Origin of the sequence: Aquabacterium sp., assembly GCF_030652515.1 — a bacterium.
Lineage (GTDB): Bacteria > Pseudomonadota > Gammaproteobacteria > Burkholderiales > Burkholderiaceae_C > Aquabacterium.
In genome coordinates, this window is sequence record NZ_JAUSAR010000100.1 from 19535 (window position 1) to 38849 (window position 19315).

Annotated in this window: 18 protein-coding genes; 9 read left to right on the plus strand and 9 right to left on the minus strand. The window is 62.9% G+C overall.

What is annotated here, in order from left to right; translation table 11 throughout:
* Nucleotides 1–2: 2 nt before the first annotated feature.
* Genes Q7V20_RS11810 through Q7V20_RS11835 form a run of 6 tightly spaced genes read right to left on the minus strand, consistent with a single transcriptional unit; the run spans nucleotide 3 to nucleotide 7628 of the window.
* Nucleotides 3–878, minus strand: a complete 876-nt coding sequence (locus Q7V20_RS11810; protein WP_304790998.1) for a metal-dependent hydrolase — start codon at nucleotides 876–878, stop codon at nucleotides 3–5.
* On the minus strand, nucleotides 878–2035 hold the full coding sequence (locus Q7V20_RS11815; RefSeq protein WP_304791000.1) for an acyl-CoA dehydrogenase family protein: 1158 nt from the start codon (nucleotides 2033–2035) through the stop codon (nucleotides 878–880). Before Q7V20_RS11815 ends, Q7V20_RS11810 begins: the two co-directional genes overlap by 1 nt.
* Entirely contained in the window at nucleotides 2032–3060 is a 1029-nt protein-coding gene (locus Q7V20_RS11820) for a CaiB/BaiF CoA-transferase family protein (protein ID WP_304791003.1), read from the minus strand. Before Q7V20_RS11820 ends, Q7V20_RS11815 begins: the two co-directional genes overlap by 4 nt.
* A complete protein-coding gene (locus Q7V20_RS11825) occupies nucleotides 3057–5213 on the minus strand; it encodes a 3-hydroxyacyl-CoA dehydrogenase NAD-binding domain-containing protein (protein ID WP_304791005.1) in 2157 nt (718 codons plus the stop codon). The genes Q7V20_RS11820 and Q7V20_RS11825 overlap by 4 nt, the downstream gene beginning before the upstream one ends.
* Nucleotides 5214–5231: 18 nt before the next feature.
* A complete protein-coding gene (locus tag Q7V20_RS11830; RefSeq protein WP_304791008.1) occupies nucleotides 5232–6437 on the minus strand; it encodes an acetyl-CoA C-acetyltransferase in 1206 nt (401 codons plus the stop codon).
* 30 nt (nucleotides 6438–6467) lie between these two features.
* The gene (locus Q7V20_RS11835; protein WP_304791011.1) at nucleotides 6468–7628 is read right to left on the minus strand and encodes an acyl-CoA dehydrogenase family protein; all 1161 of its coding nucleotides are present in this window, start codon (nucleotides 7626–7628) and stop codon (nucleotides 6468–6470) included.
* Nucleotides 7629–7800: 172 nt separating this feature from the next.
* Between Q7V20_RS11835 and Q7V20_RS11840 the strand changes: the two genes are divergently transcribed.
* On the plus strand, nucleotides 7801–8421 hold the full coding sequence (locus Q7V20_RS11840) for a TetR/AcrR family transcriptional regulator (RefSeq protein WP_304791013.1): 621 nt from the start codon (nucleotides 7801–7803) through the stop codon (nucleotides 8419–8421).
* 103 nt (nucleotides 8422–8524) lie between these two features.
* Complete coding sequence (locus Q7V20_RS11845) at nucleotides 8525–8938, plus strand: PilZ domain-containing protein (protein ID WP_304791016.1); 414 nt, start codon at nucleotides 8525–8527, stop codon at nucleotides 8936–8938.
* A gap of 10 nt (nucleotides 8939–8948) precedes the next feature.
* On the opposite strand, the gene Q7V20_RS11850 is transcribed toward Q7V20_RS11845, so the two are convergent.
* Nucleotides 8949–10421 (minus strand): NAD(P)/FAD-dependent oxidoreductase, encoded by a 1473-nt coding sequence (locus Q7V20_RS11850; protein ID WP_304791018.1) that lies wholly within the window; start codon nucleotides 10419–10421, stop codon nucleotides 8949–8951.
* Nucleotides 10422–10495: 74 nt separating this feature from the next.
* Between Q7V20_RS11850 and Q7V20_RS11855 the strand changes: the two genes are divergently transcribed.
* Complete coding sequence (locus Q7V20_RS11855) at nucleotides 10496–11167, plus strand: PilZ domain-containing protein (RefSeq protein WP_304791019.1); 672 nt, start codon at nucleotides 10496–10498, stop codon at nucleotides 11165–11167.
* A 6-nt stretch (nucleotides 11168–11173) separates the two neighbouring features.
* Here the strand turns inward: Q7V20_RS11855 and Q7V20_RS11860 are convergent, their stop codons facing one another.
* Nucleotides 11174–11746 (minus strand): YceI family protein, encoded by a 573-nt coding sequence (locus Q7V20_RS11860; protein WP_304791022.1) that lies wholly within the window; start codon nucleotides 11744–11746, stop codon nucleotides 11174–11176.
* A 302-nt stretch (nucleotides 11747–12048) separates the two neighbouring features.
* On the opposite strand from Q7V20_RS11860, the gene Q7V20_RS11865 reads away from it, so the two are divergent.
* The 3 genes from Q7V20_RS11865 (at nucleotide 12049) to Q7V20_RS11875 (ending at nucleotide 15015) form a co-directional block, all read left to right on the plus strand.
* Nucleotides 12049–14097 carry a serine hydrolase gene (locus Q7V20_RS11865; protein ID WP_304791024.1) on the plus strand — a complete coding sequence of 683 codons (2049 nt, stop codon included), beginning with the start codon at nucleotides 12049–12051 and terminating at the stop codon, nucleotides 14095–14097.
* A gap of 133 nt (nucleotides 14098–14230) precedes the next feature.
* On the plus strand, nucleotides 14231–14557 hold the full coding sequence (locus tag Q7V20_RS11870; protein WP_304791027.1) for an FxLYD domain-containing protein: 327 nt from the start codon (nucleotides 14231–14233) through the stop codon (nucleotides 14555–14557).
* 125 nt (nucleotides 14558–14682) lie between these two features.
* Nucleotides 14683–15015: a hypothetical protein gene (locus Q7V20_RS11875; RefSeq protein WP_304791030.1), complete on the plus strand. Its 333-nt coding sequence runs from the start codon at nucleotides 14683–14685 to the stop codon at nucleotides 15013–15015.
* Nucleotides 15016–15024: 9 nt separating this feature from the next.
* Here the strand turns inward: Q7V20_RS11875 and Q7V20_RS11880 are convergent, their stop codons facing one another.
* On the minus strand, nucleotides 15025–15453 hold the full coding sequence (locus Q7V20_RS11880) for a MerR family DNA-binding transcriptional regulator (protein WP_304791033.1): 429 nt from the start codon (nucleotides 15451–15453) through the stop codon (nucleotides 15025–15027).
* A 121-nt stretch (nucleotides 15454–15574) separates the two neighbouring features.
* On the opposite strand from Q7V20_RS11880, the gene Q7V20_RS11885 reads away from it, so the two are divergent.
* Genes Q7V20_RS11885 through Q7V20_RS11895 form a run of 3 tightly spaced genes read left to right on the plus strand, consistent with a single transcriptional unit; the run spans nucleotide 15575 to nucleotide 19312 of the window.
* The gene (locus Q7V20_RS11885; protein WP_304791036.1) at nucleotides 15575–16519 is read left to right on the plus strand and encodes an SDR family oxidoreductase; all 945 of its coding nucleotides are present in this window, start codon (nucleotides 15575–15577) and stop codon (nucleotides 16517–16519) included.
* 1 nt (nucleotide 16520) lies between these two features.
* Nucleotides 16521–18131 (plus strand): acyl-CoA carboxylase subunit beta, encoded by a 1611-nt coding sequence (locus Q7V20_RS11890; RefSeq protein ID WP_304791037.1) that lies wholly within the window; start codon nucleotides 16521–16523, stop codon nucleotides 18129–18131.
* 26 nt (nucleotides 18132–18157) lie between these two features.
* Nucleotides 18158–19312, plus strand: coding sequence for an acyl-CoA dehydrogenase family protein (locus Q7V20_RS11895; protein WP_304791040.1), 1155 nt, complete (start codon nucleotides 18158–18160; stop codon nucleotides 19310–19312).
* Nucleotides 19313–19315: the final 3 nt, after the last annotated feature.

Sequence of the window (19315 nt, forward strand, 5' to 3'; positions counted from 1 at the left end):
CATCAGCGCTCAACCCGGATCGAGGCGTTGCCCGCGGCGATCGGATCGCCTGTGCGGTTGAAGGTCTCTAGCCACACGTCGTAGCCTAGCATCTGGCCGGTTTGCCAGGGGTGGAAGCCGGGTTTGAAGTAAGCCAGGAAGTGACCCAGGATGGGCATGTACAAACCGCCTGGCTTGTACAGCCACCACAGGCCCTTGGCCATCAGTCCCGTCCGTTTGAAGATGCCAAAGCCGTCGGCCTTGAGCATGCGGTTGATGACCAGGAATGTGCCGATCGGAAAGCCGATGGTGGCCAGGATCAGGGCAAAAACGCGGCGCACGTAGCCCACCTTGGCGACCTTCTGCATCACGTCAAAGGCCACGGCCTTGTGCTCGACCTCTTCGATGGCATGCCAGGTGTACATGGCGCGGATGCGCGGGTCGGCCTTGTCCATGACCTTGGCGGCCTCGAAGCCATGGGCCATCAGCGCGGTCATGTGCTCGAAGGCGGCGGTCAGGGCCAGCGTGGCCTTCTTGGGCATGACGCGGCGCAGCACCTTGAACAGCACGAACACGGTCAGCTTCTCAATCAGGTCCACGTCCACCCCCTGCGCCTTGACGCGGTCGTTGAACTGGCGGTGCACGATGCCGTGCTGGCCTTCCTGTCGCGTGAAATCTCTGACCTCGGCCAGCAGCTTGGGGTCGGTGATCTGGTCGCGGAAATCGCGCACGCACGAGATGAAGAAACGCTCGCCTTCGGGGAAGAAGGTGGACATGGCGTCGAAGAAGCGCGACTTGAACGGGTCGTTGTCGAGCCAGAAGCGGGGGATGTCGCCGTCCAGCCCGAAGTCGAGCTTTTCGCGCGGGACGATGGGGTGTTCGGTGGTGGTGTTCATCATCACAGGCCCAGTTGCTTGGCAATGATCTCGTTCATGATTTCGTGCGTGCCGCCGCCGATTGAGAGGATGCGGTTGTCGCGGAACAGGCGTTCGACCAGCGATTCGCGCATGTAGCCCATGCCGCCGAAGATCTGCACGGCTTCGTAGGTCACGTAATCCGCCACGTCGGTGGCGAAGTTCTTGGCCATGGACACTTCGGTGACGGCGGGCTTGCCGGCCTGCATTTGGGCAGCGCAGCGGTACGAGTATTCACGGGCGATGTTCACCCGCGTGGCCATCTCGGCCAGCTTGTGGCGGATGACCTGGTGTTTGGCCAGTGGTTTGCCAAAAGTCTCGCGGGTCTTGACGTAAGTCAGGCATTCTTCCAGCGCCAGTTGCGCGGTCATGTAGGCCATCACGGCCAGGGCCAGTCGCTCGGCCTGGAAGTTCATCATGATGGTGAGGAAGCCCGAGTTCTCGGGGCCGAGCAGGTTGCCCACCGGCACGCGGCAATCGCTGAAGAACAGCTCGGCGGTGTCAGAGGCCCACCAACCCATCTTCTTGAGTGGCTGGCCCACGGAGAAGCCGGGCGTGTCGCGGTCGATCAGCAGCAGGGACACGCCCGCGTAGCCTGCCTCGCCAGTGCGAACGGCCACGGTGTAGTGGTCGGCGCGCGTGCCCGAGGTGATGAAGGTCTTGGCGCCGTTGACGATGTAGTGGTCGCCATCACGGACTGCGCGGGTGCGCAGGTTGGCCACGTCGGAACCGCCGCTGGGCTCGGTGATGGCCAGGGCGGCGATTTTGTGGCCGCTGAGCACGCCGGGGACCACGCGTTGTTGCAGCTCTTTGGAGCCCACGCGCCACACGGGCGGCAGGCCGATGTCCAGGGAGCCGAGGCTGGCGACCAGGCCGCCGGAGCCGCTGCGCATCAGCTCTTCGCTGACAGCGAGTTTGAGGAAGACATCGTGTTCACCGGTGCCGCCCCAGGCTTCGGGGTGGCCGATGCCCAGCATGCCCAGTTCAGCGAGCTGCTGGTACAGCTGGCGAGGGAAGGTGCCTGCTTCTTCCCAGTCATTGATGTGCGGCTTGATGGCCTGGTCAACGAAGCGCTTGGTGGCTTCGCGGGCCTGGCGGTGTGTGTCGTTGAAGTAGTCGACGAACAGGGATGAGTCGGTCATGGTGTGATGGTCCAGGGCTGGCGGGTCTGCTCGCCAGTGAACAAGGGGTGCTGTTGCGCTTCGGCCAGCGTCAGCACGGGGGTGACGCAGGCATCCACCTCGGCGAAACGCTCGGCCCAGTGCGACAAGGGCTGCGTGGCGACCAGGGCGGCGACTTGTTCTCGCAATGCGTTGGATTCAGGTGAGTTGGGCATGAGGCCGCGTTGCCAGTGCTGCTGGGCCCAGTCGGGGCGTTGTAGGACTTCACAGGTGGCCTTCCAGAACTTGTGCTCCAGCGAGCCGATGGCCAGTGAGCGGCCATCTTGCGTGGTGTAAAGGTTGTAGCAGGGCAGGGCGCCGTTGAGCAGGTCCTGGCGTGCGCCGGGAAGCCTGCCCAGCATCGGGGCGAGCATGGCGCCGGTGGCTTGCGGCATGACCTGGTGGGCCCACAGGCCGTGGGTCATGCTGACATCGACATGGCAGCCCGTGCCGCTTTGTTGTGCCTTGAACACCGCCGCCAGCGTGGCGATGCAGGCCATGGCGCTGCCGCCCGCCAGGTCACCCCATTGGATGTTGGACAAGGTGGCCTCGCCCTGTGCGCTGCGCATTTGATCAAGCGCGCCGGACATGGCCATGTAGTTCAGGTCATGGCCTGCTCTGTGGGACCACAGGCCTTGTTGGCCATAGCCCGTGATCGAGCACATGACCAGGCGGGGATTGACCACTTTCAGGCGCTCGAAGTCCAGCCCCATGCTGGCCATGATGCCGGGCCGGAAACCTTCGAGTAGCACGTCGGCGCTGGCCAGCCAATCGCGCAGTTGTGCGCGGTCGGCTTCCAGCTTGAAGTCCAGCGTGCGGCATTCCTTGCCATCGTTCAGCGACTTGAACAAAGGCCCCAGCGCGCGGGCCGGATCGCCTTCGGGCGGCTCGACCTTGATCACCTCGGCCCCCAGGTCCGCCAGCATGCGCGTGGCGAAGGGGCCGGGCAGGTTGCGCGTGATGTCGATCACGCGCAAGCCTGACAGCAGGGCACTGCTGCCGATCATGCGCTGGCGTCTTCGAAACGACCGCCTTCTTGTGCCTGCTTGACGACGATGGCCGCAGGCTCGAAGCGCGGACCATACCGCTTGGCCAGCTCACGCGCACGCTCGACGAAGTGCTTGGCACCCACAGCGTTGATGAACTGCAAGGCCCCGCCCTGGTTGGGCGCGAAGCCCCAGCCGAAGATCGAGCCGATGTTGGTGTCGGCCACCGAACGCACCACCTTCTCTTCATAGCAGCGGGCGGCTTCGTTGGCTTGCGCGTACAGCATGCGGTCCACCAGTTCTTGCTGCGAAGGCTGATCGGCCACGGGCGGGTAGACCTCCAGCAGGCCAGGCCACAGCGACTTCTCTTTGCCGTTGTAATCGTAGAAGCCTTTGCTGGCCTTTTTGCCGATGCGCTCGTGCTCGCCGCCGATCTTCTGCACCACGGCAAAGCCGGGGTGAATCGCGGGCAGCGGTCCCCCTTCGGCGATCAAGTCTTTCTTGGTGGTCTCTGCGATGTACAGCGACAGGCTCAGCGAGACTTCATCTTGCAGAGCCAGCGGCGGCATGGGCATGCCCGCCTTCATGCCGGCCACTTCGATGGAGCGCGGGTGGATGCCTTCGGCCAGCATCGCCATGCCTTCCATGATGTAGGTCGTGAACACGCGCGAGGTGTAGAAGCCGCGCTTGTCGTTGACCACGATGGGCGTCTTGCCGATCTGCAGCACGTAGTCGAAACCGCGCGCCAGGGTCTCGTCGCTCGTTTCCTGGCCGACGATGATCTCGACCAGGGGCATCTTGTCCACGGGCGAGAAGAAGTGCAGGCCGATGAAGTTCTGCGGACGTGCGCTGGCCTGGGCCAGGCCGGTGATGGGCAGTGTGGACGTGTTCGACGCGTACACGGCGGTGGCCGGGATCACCGCCTCGGCCTTCTGCGTGCAGACGGCCTTGATGGCGCGGTCTTCGAACACGGCCTCGATCACCAGGTCGCAACCGGCCAGGTCGTCATACGAGGTGGTGGTCTTGATGCGGGCCAGCAGCGCGTCGCGTTTGTCCGGCGTGCTGCGGCCGCGGGCCACGGCCTTGTCCAGCAGGCCTTGCGAATAGGCCTTGCCCTTGTCGGCGTTGTCTTGCGTGGTGTCCAGCAGCACGACATCGATGCCGACCTTGGCCGACACATAAGCGATGCCCGCGCCCATCATGCCGGCGCCCAGGATGCCGACCTTCTTGACCTTGGTCTCCGCCACGCCCTTGGGGCGCGACTGGCCCTTCTTGATGGCGTTGAGCTGGTGCCACAAGGTGCCGATCATGTTCTTCGAGGTCTGCGACACCACGCAGGCCGCGAAGTAGCGCGACTCAACCTGCGAGCCAGCATCGAAGTCCAGCAAGCAGCCTTCGAACAGGCAGCTCATGATGTGCGTGATGGCTGGGTAGTTGCCATGCGCCTTGGCATTGGCCATGGACGGCGCGATGGCCAGAACCTGCACCACGGCCGGGCTCTTGCTGTCTCCACCGGGGATGCGGAAGCCCTTGTTGTCCCACGGCTGCGAGGCTTTGGGGTTGGCAGCGCACCAGGCGCGCGCCTTGGCCAGCAGTTCGTCGCGCGATGAGGCCAGCTCGGTCACCAGGCCCATTTCCTTGGCCTTGGCCGCGGTCAACTCCTTGCCTTGCGTGATCAGCTCGAAGCTCTTCTGGATGCCGATCATGCGGGGCAGGCGCTGCGTACCGCCGCCGCCGGGCAGCAGGCCCAGCTTGACTTCGGGCAGGCCCAGCTTGAGCTTGGGGTCATCCAAAGCGATGCGGGCGTGGCAGGCCAGCGCGATCTCCAGGCCGCCACCCAGGGCCGTGCCGTTGAGCGCTGCCACCACGGGCTTGCCGCACTTTTCCATGCGGCGCAGCATGCCCTTCAAGTCTTCGCAAAGCTTGAAGGCTTCTTCGGCGTTGGTGATCTGCGTGAGCTGATCAATGTCGGCGCCGACGATGAAGGTGGGCTTGCCCGAGGTGATGACCAGGCCCTTGAGCGCCGCGTCGGTTTCCAGTTGCTGAACCAGCAGGGCGAAGGGCTCGACCAGCGTGGGGTTGAGCACGTTCATCGCACGGCCGGGCATGTCGATGGTGACCAGGCCGATGCCGTTGGCATCGATGTCAAAAGTGAAGGCTTGTGATTGAGTCATGGTGTGTGCCTCCGGCGATCAGACGCGTTCGATGATGGTGGCGATGCCCATGCCGGCACCGATGCACAAAGTGGCCAGTGCGGTGGACTTGCCGGTGCGCTCCAGCTCGTCCAGGGCCGTGCCCAGGATGATGGCGCCGGTGGCGCCCAGCGGGTGCCCCAAGGCAATGGAGCCGCCGTTGACGTTCACGCGGTCCATGGGCACGCCCAGGTCGCGAGCCGTTTTCATGGGCACGGTGGCGAAGGCCTCGTTGATCTCCCACAGGTCGATGTCGCCTGCGGTCATGCCCAGCTTGTTCAAGGCCTTGACGCAGGCCGGTGTCGGGCCGGTCAGCATGATGGTGGGCTCGGAGCCGATGACCGAGCACATGCGCACCCGGGCCCGTGGCTTGAGGCCGGCCTTGATGCCGGCTTCCTTGCTGCCCAGCAGCACCAGGGCGGCGCCATCGACGATGCCCGAAGAGTTGCCCGCGTGGTGGCTGTGGATCACCTTCTCGATGGTGGTGTACTTGTCCAGCGCGGTGGCGTCAAAGCCCATGGTGCCCATCATCTCGAAGGAGGGCATCAGCTTGGCCAGCGACTCGACCGAGGTGCCGGGGCGCACGGTTTCATCGCGGCCCAGCATCAGCAGGCCGTTCAGGTCTTTGACGGGCACGATGGATTTGTCGAAGCGGCCTTCGGCCTGGGCCAGGGCGGCGCGGCGATGCGATTCGGACGCATAGGCATCGAGGTCGTGGCGCGAGAAGCCCTCCAGCGTGGCGATCAGGTCGGCGCTGATGCCTTGCGGCACAAAGGCGGTGCCACTGTTGATGCGCGGGTCCATGACCCAGGCGCCACCGTCGCTGCCCATGGGCCAACGGCTCATGGATTCGACGCCCCCGGCCACGATCATGTCTTCCATGCCCGAGCCGATGCGCTGGGCTGCCTGGTTCACGGCTTCGAGGCCGGAAGCGCAGAAGCGCGACAGTGTCACGCCCGAGACGGACTGGGACCAGCCCGCGTCCAGCACAGCGGTACGCGCGATGTCGGCGCCTTGCTCGCCCACGGGCGTCACGCAACCCAGCACCAGGTCATCGACCAGCGAGGTGTCCAACTGGTTGCGGCTTTGCAGCGCCTGCAGCAGCGTGCGCAGCAACCACACGGGCGTGGCCTGGTGCAGGCTGCCGTCTTTCTTACCCTTGCCGCGCGGGGTACGCACGGTGTCGAAAATGTAGGCTTCGGTCATGGAGAAGCTCCTTGGAAATGTGAGGTGGAATCAGAGGAAGCGCGAAGCCAGCTCTTTCATGATTTCATTGGTGCCGCCGTAGATGCGTTGCACGCGCGAATCGGCCCACAGGCGGGCGATCGGGTACTCCTTCATGTAGCCATAGCCACCGAAGAGCTGCAGGCATTCGTCGATCAGCTTGCACTGGTTGTCGGTGATCCAGTACTTGATCAGCGCGGCGCGGTCCACGCCCAGCTTGCCTTGCAGGTGCTCGACCATGGCGGCATCGACCAGGGCGCGTGAGGCCAGCAGCAAAGCCTGGCATTCGGCCAGCTTGAAGCGCGTGTTCTGGAAGCTGAAGATGGGCTTGCCGAAGGCCTTGCGCTCTTTGGTGTACTCCAGCGTGACCTTCATGGCCAGCTCCATGGCGGCGATGCCGGCCAGGGCCACCAGCATGCGCTCTTGCGGCAGCTGTTCCATCAGCTGGAAAAAGCCCATGCCCTCGACGCCACCGATCAGGTTGGAGGCGGGCACGATCACATCGTCGAAGAACAGCTCGGAGGTGTCCTGCGCGTCCATGCCGATCTTGTCGAGGTTGCGGCCACGGCGGAAGCCCGGCGCCTCATCGGTCTCGACCACGAACAGCGAGATGCCTTGCGCGCCCTTGTCCTTGTCGGTTTTGCACACCACGATGACCAAGTTGGCCAACTGGCCGTTGGTGATGAAGGTCTTGCTGCCGTTGATCTTGTAGGTCTGGCCGTCTTCGGACTTCAAGGCCAGGGTGCGCACGCCTTGCAGGTCGGAGCCTGTGCCGGGTTCGGTCATGGCGATGGCGCTGATCAGCTCACCCGTGGCCAGGCGGGGCAGCCAGCGCTTTTTCTGTTCTTCGCTGCCGTAGTGAAAGATGTACGGCGCGACGATGCCCGAGTGCAAGGAGCCGCCAAAGCCGCCGATGGCGGCTTCGCCTTGCGCCAGCACCAGGGCCGCTTCGTGGCCGAAGTCACCGCCGCCGCCGCCATATTGCTCAGGGGTGGAGGCGCACAGGAAACCGTTGGCGCCAGCATCGCGCCAAGCCTGGCGGTCCATCACACCAGCATGGCGCCAGGCTTCGTCCTTGGGGCCCCACTGTTCGGTCATGAAACGTTTGGCCGATTCGAACACCATCTTGTGCTCGTCGGTCATCCAGGTCGCGGGGAAGTTTTGAATCGCCATGTGATGTGTCCTCGGTATCTGATTGGTAATTTAAATTACCGTTCTGTTCAGGCATTGTAAAGTCCGCAGATGTTGGCGCCAGCCTCTTGCATTGGCAAGGGGAAATCACCAGGTTTCCCGCCGCCTGACTCATTTGGTAATATTGATTTCCATGCCGGAAACCAAATCAACCATGAATTCAGCATCCGTCGATGCCCGTCAGGCCATGCTGGCCACCATGCGCCCCGACACGCTCAAACGCATCGAAAAAGCCGTGTTGGATCTGTTCTCGCACCAGGACTTCCACGATGTGAGCCTGCTGGACGTGGCCAAGGCCGCCAATGTGTCCTTGCAGACCATCTACAAATACTTCGGCAGCAAGGAAACCCTGGTCTACGCCATGCTTGACGTGATGCTGGGCCGCCTGGCCGAGCGCATGATCGACCACCTGCAGGGCATCGACGACGCGCGCGAGCGCCTGCGCAAAACCTGCTGGGTCACGCTGGATTACATGGACAAGCACCCGGCCGTGATGCTGCTGCTGTTCACGGCGGTGCCTGTGTCGCGGCACAAAAACATCCGCATCTACGAAAGCCCCGAGCTGATGGGGGCCTTCCTGGGGGTGTTCAAAGATGGCCAGCAGCGTGGGGTGCTCAACGACCAGGTGTCCAGCAAGATCCTGCTGGACGTGTTCATGGGCATCATCGGCCGCGTGGTGTTGATGCACATCGTTCGGCGCGAAGACCGCTCGCTGATCGACCAGTTCGACGAGCTTTTCAACATCCTGTGGCGGGCGATGTCCTTGCCGGAGTAGGCAAACGCGTCGTTTTTCCCGCAGATGCGGGCAGATACTCGTCAAGCGGCGCGTTTCATGAATAAAATGTAAGCGCTTGCCTTCGCTTTACAAGGGTCATCCCATGAGCCGCTTGCCCCCTCTGGCCAACGACCAGCCCGATGCCGCCGACGCGGCGGGCACAGCGTCCAGCCGACGGATTCATGCTCGGCTGGCCATCAGGCGGCCCATTGGCCTGATCATGGCCGATGGCAGTGTCCGCTCGGCCACCACGGTCGATGTCAGCCAGGTTGGTTTGTCCATGACCACCGACAAGCCGATTGCCCCAGGCAGCAAATGCCAGGTGCGCCTGGAATGGCATTCGGGCGGCACCTTGCAGTCAGTGGAGCTGGCGGCCAAGTCGGTCTATTCCTCCTACACCTCACCCAAGAACTTTCGGATCGGCTTGCTCTTCCTGGAGGCGCGAGGGGTGGACACGTTCCTGCAGGAGTTGACCGGTTCATCGGTCAGCCCTGCGTTCAAGAACACGCTCGACTAGCGCTGGTTGGTCAAGCCCGCCCGGTGGCCGGGTTGGAGAACTCCATCGCGCCATCGTTGATCGACCCCAGTCGCAGGCTCACAATGTCCAACGCGTAGTTCTGGTGCAGCTTCCACGGCGCCTTGTTGCCCTGCTGCGGAAACTTCTGCAGTGACCGCTGCACATACCCGGAGGTGAAGTCGATCCACGGTTCGGTCTTGAGCGTCGGGTCGTTGTTGCGGGGCGTGCATTGGCGCAGGCCTTTCTGGTCCATGTGCTGGAGCAGGCGGCAAACGTACTCGCAGGTCAGGTCGCACTTGAGCGTCCACGAGGCGTTGGTGTAGCCGAAGGCCGAGGCCAGGTTGGGCACGCCGCTGTACATCATGCCTTTGTAGTTCAAGGTTTTGGACAGGTCCACGGCCTGGCCATCAACCACGATCTCCATGCCGCCCAGCACCAGCAGGTTCAGGCCGGTGGCGGTCACGACCAGATCGGCCTCGATCTCGGCGCCCGACTTGAGCTTGATGCCCTTGTCGGTGAAGGTGTCGATGTGGTCGGTGACAACGGACGCACGGCCTGTCTTGATCGCCTTGAACAGGTCGCCATCGGGGACCAGGCACACGCGCTGGTCCCAGGGCTTGTAGCTGGGCGTGAAATGCTTGGCCACGTCGAAATCGGGCCCGAGGGCGTGACGCACCCCTTTCAGGATCAGGGCCTTGACGCGGTCGGGCCTGCGCTTGGACAGCCTGAAGAACAGCATGCCCAGCAGCACATTCTTCCAGCGGGTGATGCCGTAGGCCAACTTGCCTGGCAGGTGGCGGCGAAGGGCATTGGCCAGCTTGTCCTGCGCCGGTCGTGAAATGACGTAGGTGGGCGAGCGTTGCAGCATGGTGACGTGGGCCGCCTTGGGGGCCATGCTGGGCACCAGGGTGACCGCCGTGGCACCGCTGCCGATCACCACCACGCGTTGGCCGGTGTAGTCCAGGTCCGATGGCCAATCCTGGGGATGGACCACGCGGCCCTTGAAATGCTCGATGCCGGGGAAGCTGGGCGTGTAGCCCTGTTCGTAACTGTAGTAGCCACTGCACATGAACAGGAAGCCGCAAGTGAGGGTGACGGGCTCTTTCGCCTGGCCGAGTTCGACCTCGACGGTCCAGCGTGCATCGGTGGTTGACCATGCTGCGCGCTTGACGCGGTGCCCGTATCGGATGTGCTGGTCGATGCCGAACTGCCGAGCCGTGTCGCGCACGTACTTGAGGATGGCCGGGCCATCGGCAATGGCCTTGGCTTCGGTCCAGGGCTGGAAGGAGTAGCCCAGGGTGTACATGTCGGAGTCGGAGCGGATGCCTGGGTAGCGGAACAGGTCCCAGGTGCCCCCGCTGCTGTCACGGCCTTCCAGGATGGCATAGCGTTTGCCGGGGCAGTGGGCTTGCAGGTGGTAGCCCGCACCAATGCCCGACAGGCCTGCGCCCACGATCAGCACGTCAAACTGTTCAGCCGACATACAACACATTCCATCGGTTAAAAGAAACAGAATAAGCGGAAAACCAAATCGCTTCACTCCATCTGAGAGGCCTTATGCCAAACGACACCAACCATGCCCCGGTCACTGAAGTGGCATTGCGATCGCTCAAGCTGCGCCCTGGCTTGGCCTTGCAGACGCAGGGCGTCACGCCGGGTTCGCCCAAGCTGGAGGCGCAGTTCCTGGCTGCCATTGAAGGCAAGGGCGTGATGGTGGGGCCCCATGCGGCGTCCAGCGGCAAGTCGCCCCTGAAGGCGGGCGACGAGTACACCGTGCAGGGCTTCACGGGGCAGCATGATTTCTCGTTCAAGGCCCAAGTCATCCAGATTTTCGAGGTGCCCTTTGTGTATGCGCTGCTGGTCTATCCCAAGGTGGTTCAGGCCCGTGTGGTTCGCCGCTCCATGCGCATGAAAACATCATTGCCCGCCAAGCTGACCTTGCCGGGCGGCAGTGGGGCCATCAGCGCCACGTTGATCGACGTGAGCCCGTTTGGGGCGATGGTGCACGCGCCCAGTGCCGTCGGCGTGATCGGCGACCTGGTCAACCTGGCGGTGGGTGTCGACTTCGAGGGCGAGTTGGTTGGCCTGGAGATCCCCGCCAAGCTGTGCCACAGCCACAAGGCCGATGCGGGTGACGGGATCCACGTGGGCATGTCTTTCAAGACCGTGTCGCAGCGCGACAAGCTGATCCTGCATTACCTGGCCCAGTCATCGACCGAGCCAGTGTGAGGCTCATCAAGGGGTTTGAACCGCCTCGACCTGGATGCGCAAGGGCACGTCCATCTTGAAGCCATAGGCCTTGCCGGCATCGATGCCGAAGTCATCGCGGTTGATGGACGCTGACGCATCGGCGCCGCACAGCTCACGCTTGAGCATGGGGTGCGGGATGCACTTGAAGCTGTTGACCTTGAGTACCACGGGCTTGGTCACGCCATGCAAGGTCAGCTCGCCCACCACCTGCGTGGGCGCGCCATTGACGAAGCCGTCCAGCTTGCCTTTGTAGCGGGCCTGGGGGTACTTGGCGGTGTCGAACAACTCGGCACTGCGTGCCTTGTCGTTCATGATCTCCAGGCCAAAGTCCACGCTGTTGGCATCGATGGTCACATCGATCGTGCCGGTGCCCGCGGCCTTGTCCAGCGTGACCTGGCCACTGGTCTTGTTGAACTTGCCACGCCACACCGAGATGCCCATGTGGTCGGCCTCGAAGCTGGGGAAGGTGTGGGTGGGGTCGATGGTGTAGTTGACCGGGGCGGCCGAAGCGGCGCCGATCGCCAGGGTGCTCAGCAGCACGCCAAGAAGCTTGTTCATGCGAGTCCTCTTTGTGGGTGACGAGCCCCCAGTTTAAGCATGAAGAGCCGCCCTATCCCTCTGAGGTGTGTAGGGGGGGGCAAACCCCCTACACCTTGGGATCGCCCCCGTGGGCCACATCGACTTCAATGCCGCCTGTTGTCGAAACAATTGCAACACAAGCGCGTGCTGGATGAAGCACTGCTGAAACGCGGCCCGCACAAACTTCTTTTCATCGGAACACAAACCGCTCCGATGTCCCCCGGGACTTCAGCGCATTCGCTGTCATCCGCTCAAATTTTTCACCATCAATTGGACATCTCATGAAACTGACATCACACGCCCTGTTCGGTGCAGGCGCTTTCCTCATCAGCGGCTTGACCGCCGCCTTCATGCCCGCCACTGCCATTGCTGCGGCCACACTGCAAATCGTGGAGGGCAGCGGCGAGTTCCAGTTTCTGCAAAGCGCGATCACCGTGGTCAAGCCCCAGATCGTGACCCTGCAGTGGACCACCGACCAGGCCGCCACCGGTGGCACCTGGCAGGTCACCAACGCGGCCAACCAGGTGGTGGCCAGCGGCGAGTCCGTGGCGCCCACGGCCGGGCATTTTCAACGCTTCAGCCTGCCCGCCAATGCCTTCCTGATCTCGCCCACCGTGGCGGCGCCCACGAAGTTCAACATCAAGATCACCCCGCACAACGCGGTCAATGCGCCTTTGGGTGCGGCCTCTCCGACGGTTGTGGTCACCGAGGTGCCTGATGTGAGCCAGCCGCCCATCGTGTTTGGCGATGCGGCCAAGTTCCCCAAGGTGGAGATCATCAACTACGACGAGAAGATTGGCGTGGTGCCGTTCACGCAGATCCACTACGCAGGTGCCGACGTGACCTTGCGGGTGAGCAACAAGACCAGAGTGGCCACCGACCCGATGTGGTTGTCCCTGAAGGACTTCAATGTGCTGATGCGCCAGACCACGTCTCAGATTGCCATCCCGGCGCTGGCCGCGGGCGCTTCGCAAACCGTGACGGTGCACCTGGATGCAGTGTTGCCACCGGCTCAATCGCAATTGCCGCAAGCCCAGCAGTACTCGCTGTGGAGTCAGCAATACCGCGCTGCCTGCGGCATTCAACTGCGCAGCGTGCTGGATTGGCGTGGCCCGCAAGCCAACACGCCGATGGGCGATCACCAGGAATCGTTGCTGGTCAAGGAAGGTTGGAGCGACTATGCCAAGGTGCCGCCCAGCGTGCCGGTCTGTGATGGCAAGGTGTGCGTCTCGGTCTGCCAGATCGAGAAGAACTTGCGCGCCCAGCTGGATGGCAAGGTGACGGGCTACTCTTTCTTTGTGGGCAACTACCCCAAGTTCGGCAGCGGTGGCCAGGCGCGTGTCAATGCGGATGGTGCATTACCTTTCACCTCAAGCACCAAGATCACGGTGGCCAGTGTCAGCAAGTTCGTGACGGCCGTGGCCGCGGTGCGCATCCTGGACAAAGCGGGTGTCAGTCTGGACGCGCCGATCGGGCCATACCTGCCTGCTGACTGGTCTTCAGCCAGCACGTACGTCAAGGGCATCACCTTCTCGCAACTCTTGGGCCAACGCAGCGGCATCAAGGACTACGGCAATGTCTCGCAAGACTATGCGCAGTTGAAGAAGTTCTTCACGGCCAGCGTCAACGCCAAGGGCACGACCGCGTGCCAAGGCGCAGCCGTGGTCAACCCCGCGAACCCGATCAACCCCAACGACATGGGCTGGTGCTACAGCAACTACAACTTCGCCATCATGCGGGTGTTGCTGCCCAAGGTGGCGGGTTACGCGGAAGACATCAACCAGGTGTCGCGTCCTGTGACTCTGGCCAACCAATACGTCAAGCTGGTGCAGCAAAATGTGTTTGACCGCGTGGGCCAAACAGGCGTGACCTGCAAGCCACCCGCCTCGAACAACCATGCCTATGCTTACAAGAACGCAGGCCTCAATGTGGCGGGCACCGACTTTGGTGATGTGTCGCTGATCTGCGGTGCGGCGGGTTGGTACCTCTCGGCTGAAGACCTGGCCAAGGTGATGTTGAGCTTGAACACCAAGGACGGCAAGATCTTGGCAGCCACGGCGGCCAAAGACCTCTTCGACACGATGCGAAAACGCGGTCTGGGCTGGGATGTGGTGTTGAACACCGAACTGGAGAAGAACGGTGGCTGGAGTGCCAATTGCAATGGCAGCGGTGTGTGCGACAACATCAGCACCTCGGTGGCCTTGTTTGGTCCGGTGGTGGGCCCCCGTTTGCCGGGTGTGTTGTTCCTGAACTCGAACATCACGGGTGGCGGCGGCGCGAAGGGTGTGCTTGAGAAAGCGTACAACGACGCGATCTACACGATGCCCTGATTCCCCAGTTATCGTGGCTTTTCTGTGGCCTGGGCCGATGCAAGTCGGCCCAGGCCTTTTGGTTTGGCCGCAGGGGGCTTTACGGGCACGTTGATTGCACTTTCAAGGCATCGCAGCAATCATGGGGTTGATCATGTTGAAAAAATGGATAACGGCCAGTGCATTGGTCATGGGCGCCATGGGGGCCATGGCGCAAAGCAATGAGTCGCTGCAGATCAGGTCGCTGGAGGTGATCGCCGGTGCGCCCACCAGCTCCTTCACGGGCGAAGCTCGCAACACGGCGGGTCGTGTCATCAAGGAAGCGGTGATCCAGTTCAACCTGTACGACGCCCAAGGCAATTTGGTGGGCAATGCGGAAACGCGCGCGAGCAACATCGAGCCAGACGGTGTCTGGAAATTCCAGTCCTCGCCCAAGGTGCCTTTCACCACAGTGAAAGCCTTTGATGTGAAAGCTTATTGACGCTGTTTTAACCTGCACCTTTTACACACGGGTTGACGGGTGGGGAAAACGGGGCTTGATCCTGGCCTTTCCGTCCCGATATGCTGGTGGTGCCTTCGCACGTTGTCGAACAGGAGTTGTCCGTCATGACTCAGCCATCCCCCCAGGCCGGTTCCGCCCAGTTGTCGATCATCGAAACATTGGCCTATGCGCTGGAGCGCGTCGAACGCGGCTTCACGTCGGTCAGCCCGCAGCAATACCAGCAACTGACATTGCGCCTGGGCGAGGCCTTGCGCACCGCCGGGCCGGGCGTGTCGCTGCAAGCTTTGCTGGACGCGTTTCCGGCCACGGCCGAACTGTACGAGAACGTGAATTACGAACGTGCCGGCCTGTGCCGCTCGCCCTTGCAGGCCAGTTCGGATGCCGAGGTGATGGCGCGCACCATCCTGGCCCGGGCGCGTTGCGCCGAAGGCTGCTGATCGGGGCGATCAGCGTGGCTTGGCTTTTGACGCGCGCTTGCTGTCCAGCATCTGGCGGCTGCGCTCGTTGATCAGCCGCAATTCGGCCAGCGAGGTGTCGATCTCGGCGCGCTTGGCTTCCAGATCGCGGATGGCCGCATCCGTGGTTTCGATCACGTAGGTGAGCTGCTGCACGCGGCCCTCACCTTGGTCGCCGTACATGTCCAGGTAGGTTTTCACTTCTGACAGCGGCATGCCCAGTGATTTGGCGCGCAGGATGCGCGACAAGCGGGCTCGATCGACTTTGGAATAAACCCGCGTGCCATTGAGGCGGCGCGGCGCCAGCAAACCCTTGGTTTCGTAAAAGCGCAGGGTTCGGGGCGAGACCTCGAAGGCCGCGCACATCTCGGCGATGCCCATCAGGGCCTCGCTGTCGCCAAGGGTCTTGTCTTCCGTCATCCCCGCATTATGGACGATGCCTTCCCCATGGGTTCGAGGGATTACCCAATGGTGTAGTTGATTGACGTTAACGTCAACATGGCCTACAGTTTGTGCTGATCCCTCAACACCAGCCCAGGTCATGACGCACTCTGCCGACGCCCATTCCCCGAAGCCTCATCGCTACGACAGCGTTCTCAAGCCCGGCTTGTTCCAGGGCGAGGTGCACGTCATCACGGGTGGGGGCAGTGGCATTGGGCGCTGCGTGGCGCACGAGCTGGCAGCCTTGGGCGCCACCGTGGTCATCACGGGCCGCAGTGTTGAAAAGCTGGACAAGGTCAAGGCCGAGATCCTGGAAGATGGCGGCAAGGTCGATGCCATCGCCTTCGACATCCGCGACGACGAAGCGGTCAAGAACGCGGTGAAGGAGATCGTGGCCAAGCACGGCCGCATCCATGGCCTGGTCAACAACGCGGGCGGGCAGTTTCCTTCGCCGATGGAGGCCATCTCCAAGCGCGGTTTCGAAGCCGTGGTGGCCAACAACCTGACCGGCGGTTTCCTGATGGCGCGCGAGGTGTACCTGCAGTCCATGCAGAAGCACGGCGGCGCCATCGTCAACATGACGGCCGACATGTGGAACGGCATGCCGGGCATGGCGCATTCAGGCGCGGCGCGCGCGGGCATGGTCAACCTGACCAAGACGGCGGCCTTTGAATGGGCAGGCGCGCGGGTGCGCGTGAACGCGGTGGCGCCGGGCTGGATTGCCTCCAGCGGTATGGACGCGTATGGTCCGGCCATGGCGCCAGTCATCCGCGGCCTGAAAGACAACCTGCCGATGCGGCGCATGGGCCTAGAGGCTGAAGTCAGTGCCGCCATCTGCTTCTTGCTGAGCCCGGGCTCGACCTTCATCACCGGTATCACCTTGCCGATCGATGGTGGCGCGCCTTTGCACAGCGCTACCTGGCCCTCGATGGGCGGTCAGCCAGCGCCAGCCTTCGATGGCTTCCACCGGTCCAGCGTGCCCAAGGTGCTGCAGGACATCGCCGCGCAAGACGCCCAAGATCCATCCAAGAACGGGAAAGCCTGACATGCCAGCTCTGCGTTCCGCCTTGAACCCCAAGGCCGAGGCCTTTCAGAACAATGTGAAGCGGATGAGCGAGCGCCTGGCCGAGGTGCAGGCGCTGGAAGCGCAGGTGCGCCGCGAATCGGCCGCCAAGCGCGACAAGTTCGACAAGCGGGGGCAGTTGCTGCCGCGTGAGCGCGTGGCCCGTTTGCTCGATCGCGATTCGCCCTTCCTTGAATTGAGCACGCTCGCCGGCCTGCGCATGCACGACGACGACGGCAAGAAGAACGTGCTGGGCGGCGGCACCATCATCGGCATCGGCCTGGTGGGCGGCAAGCGCTGCCTGGTCACCGCCAGCGACAGTGCGCTCAAGGGCGGCACGGTCTCGCCCATGGGCTTGAAGAAGGCGTTGCGCGCGCAAGAGATCGCGCGAGAAAACAAGCTGCCCATCATCTGCCTGGTGGAGAGCGGCGGCGCCAACCTGATGTACCAGAGCGAGATCTTTGTGGAAGGTGGGCGAAGCTTTGCCAACCAGGCAAGGTTGTCGGCCATGGGCATCCCGCAAATTGCGGTGGTGCATGGTTCGTCCACGGCGGGTGGGGCTTACTTGCCGGGCTTGTCGGACTACGTGATCCTGGTGCGCGATCGCTCCAGCATCTACCTGGCAGGGCCGCCATTGGTGAAGGCCGCGATTGGCGAAGACACGACCGACGAGGCCCTGGGTGGCGCGCAGATGCACGCCGAAGTGACCGGCCTGGGCGAGTACCTGAGCGAAGATGACGCGCACGCGCTGGCCCTGTGCCGCGAGTTGGTCGACAAACTGCAATGGGACAGCGTGCCTGCCGCCGTGGCGGTGCCCGCGCCCTTGTTCGATGAAGAAGAACTGCTGGGCTGCATCCCCGCCGATGACCGCGAGCCCTTCGACACGCGTGAGGTCATCGCCCGCATCGTCGATGGCTCCGACTTCCTCGAATTCAAAGCCAACCTGGCGCCCGAAACCTTGTGCGGCCATGCCCGCATCAATGGGCACCTGATCGGCATCCTGGGCAACAACGGCCCCATCCAGCCCAATGGCTCGACCAAGGCGGCGCAGTTCATCCAACTGTGCGACCAGAGCGGCACGCCTTTGCTGTTCTTGCAGAACACCACGGGCTACATGGTGGGCTCGGCGGCCGAGCGCGCCGGCGCCATCAAGCATGGCGCCAAGATGATCCAGGCCGTGGCCAATGCCCGCGTGGCCAAGCTGACCATCGTGCTGGGTGGCTCGTTTGGCGCGGGCAACTACGGCATGTGCGGTCGGGGCTTCGATCCACGCTTCATCTTCTCGTGGCCCTCGGCGCGCACGGCGGTGATGGGCGGCGCGCAAGCGGCCAAGGTGATGGACATCCTGACCCGCAGCAAGCTGGAGCGTGCCGGCCACCCGGTCAACGAAGACATGCTCAAGGGCATGTCCGATGTCTTGCGCGACCGGCTGGATGAGGAGTCGGCCGCCCTGTTTGGCACGGCCCGCCTGTGGGACGACGGGATCATCGATCCACGCGACACACGCCGCGTGCTGTCGATGTGCCTGGACCTGGTCAAGGAAGCCGCGCAACGCAGCTTGAACTCGAACACCTTTGGCGTGGCACGCCTGTAAGCCTTCATCCGAGGAGACACAAGATCATGAAATTCACCCCCGAACACATCCAGCTGGCCGACACCGTCAAACGCTTCTGCGAGCAAGAGATCAACCCGCACGTCAAGGAGTGGGAAGCCGCCGAAATCTTCCCCGCGCATGAGGTTTTCAAGAAGATGGGTAACTTGGGCTTATTGGGCGTGAAGTACGACCCGGCCTACGGCGGCATGGGCCTGGACTTCTCGTATTCGATGGTGGTGGCCGAGACCCTGGGCGCGATCCCTTGTGGCGGCGTGCCCATGGCCATTGGCGTGCAGACCGACATGTGCACCCCGGCCCTGGCCCGCTTTGGCTCTGACGAGTTGAAGAAGGAATACCTGGCGCCTGCGATCGCGGGCGACATGGTCGGCTGCATCGGGGTGAGCGAAGCCGGTGGCGGCTCTGATGTGGCCGCGCTGAAGACCACGGCCCGCACCGACGGCGACGACTACGTCATCAATGGCTCGAAGATGTGGATCACCAATGCCATGCAGGCCGACTGGTGCTGCTTGCTGGCCAACACGTCGGAGGGCAAGGTCCACGCCAACAAGTCGCTGATCATCGTGCCGATGGATGCCAAGGGCATCGAGAAGCAGAAGATCAAGAAGATTGGGATGAACTCGTCCGACACCGCTCAGATCTTTTTTGACAACGTGCGCGTGCCCAGGCGCAACCTGATCGGTGTGGAAGGCACTGGCTTCATGATGCAGATGCTGCAGTTCCAGGAAGAGCGTCTGTACGGTGCTGCCAACTCGTTGAAGATGCTGGACAACCTGATCGATAAGACGATTGAATACTGCAAGGAACGCAACACCTTTGGCAAGCCCCTGATCGACAACCAGGTCATCCACTTCCGCCTGGCCGAGTTGCGCACCGAAGTCGAGTGCCTGCGCTCGCTGACCTACCGCGCGGTTGATGAATACATTGGTGGCGCCGACGTGACCCGCCTGGCCTCGATGGCCAAGCTCAAGTGCGGCCGGCTGATCCGCGAAGTGGCCGACAGCTGCCTGCAGTACTGGGGCGGCATGGGCTTTACCTGGGACAACCCGGTGTCTCAGGCTTACCGTGATGGCCGACTGGTGTCCATCGGTGGTGGCGCCGACGAGATCATGCTGGGCATCATCGCCAAGCTTGAAGGCACTTTGCCCAAGAAGGCCAAGTAAGCC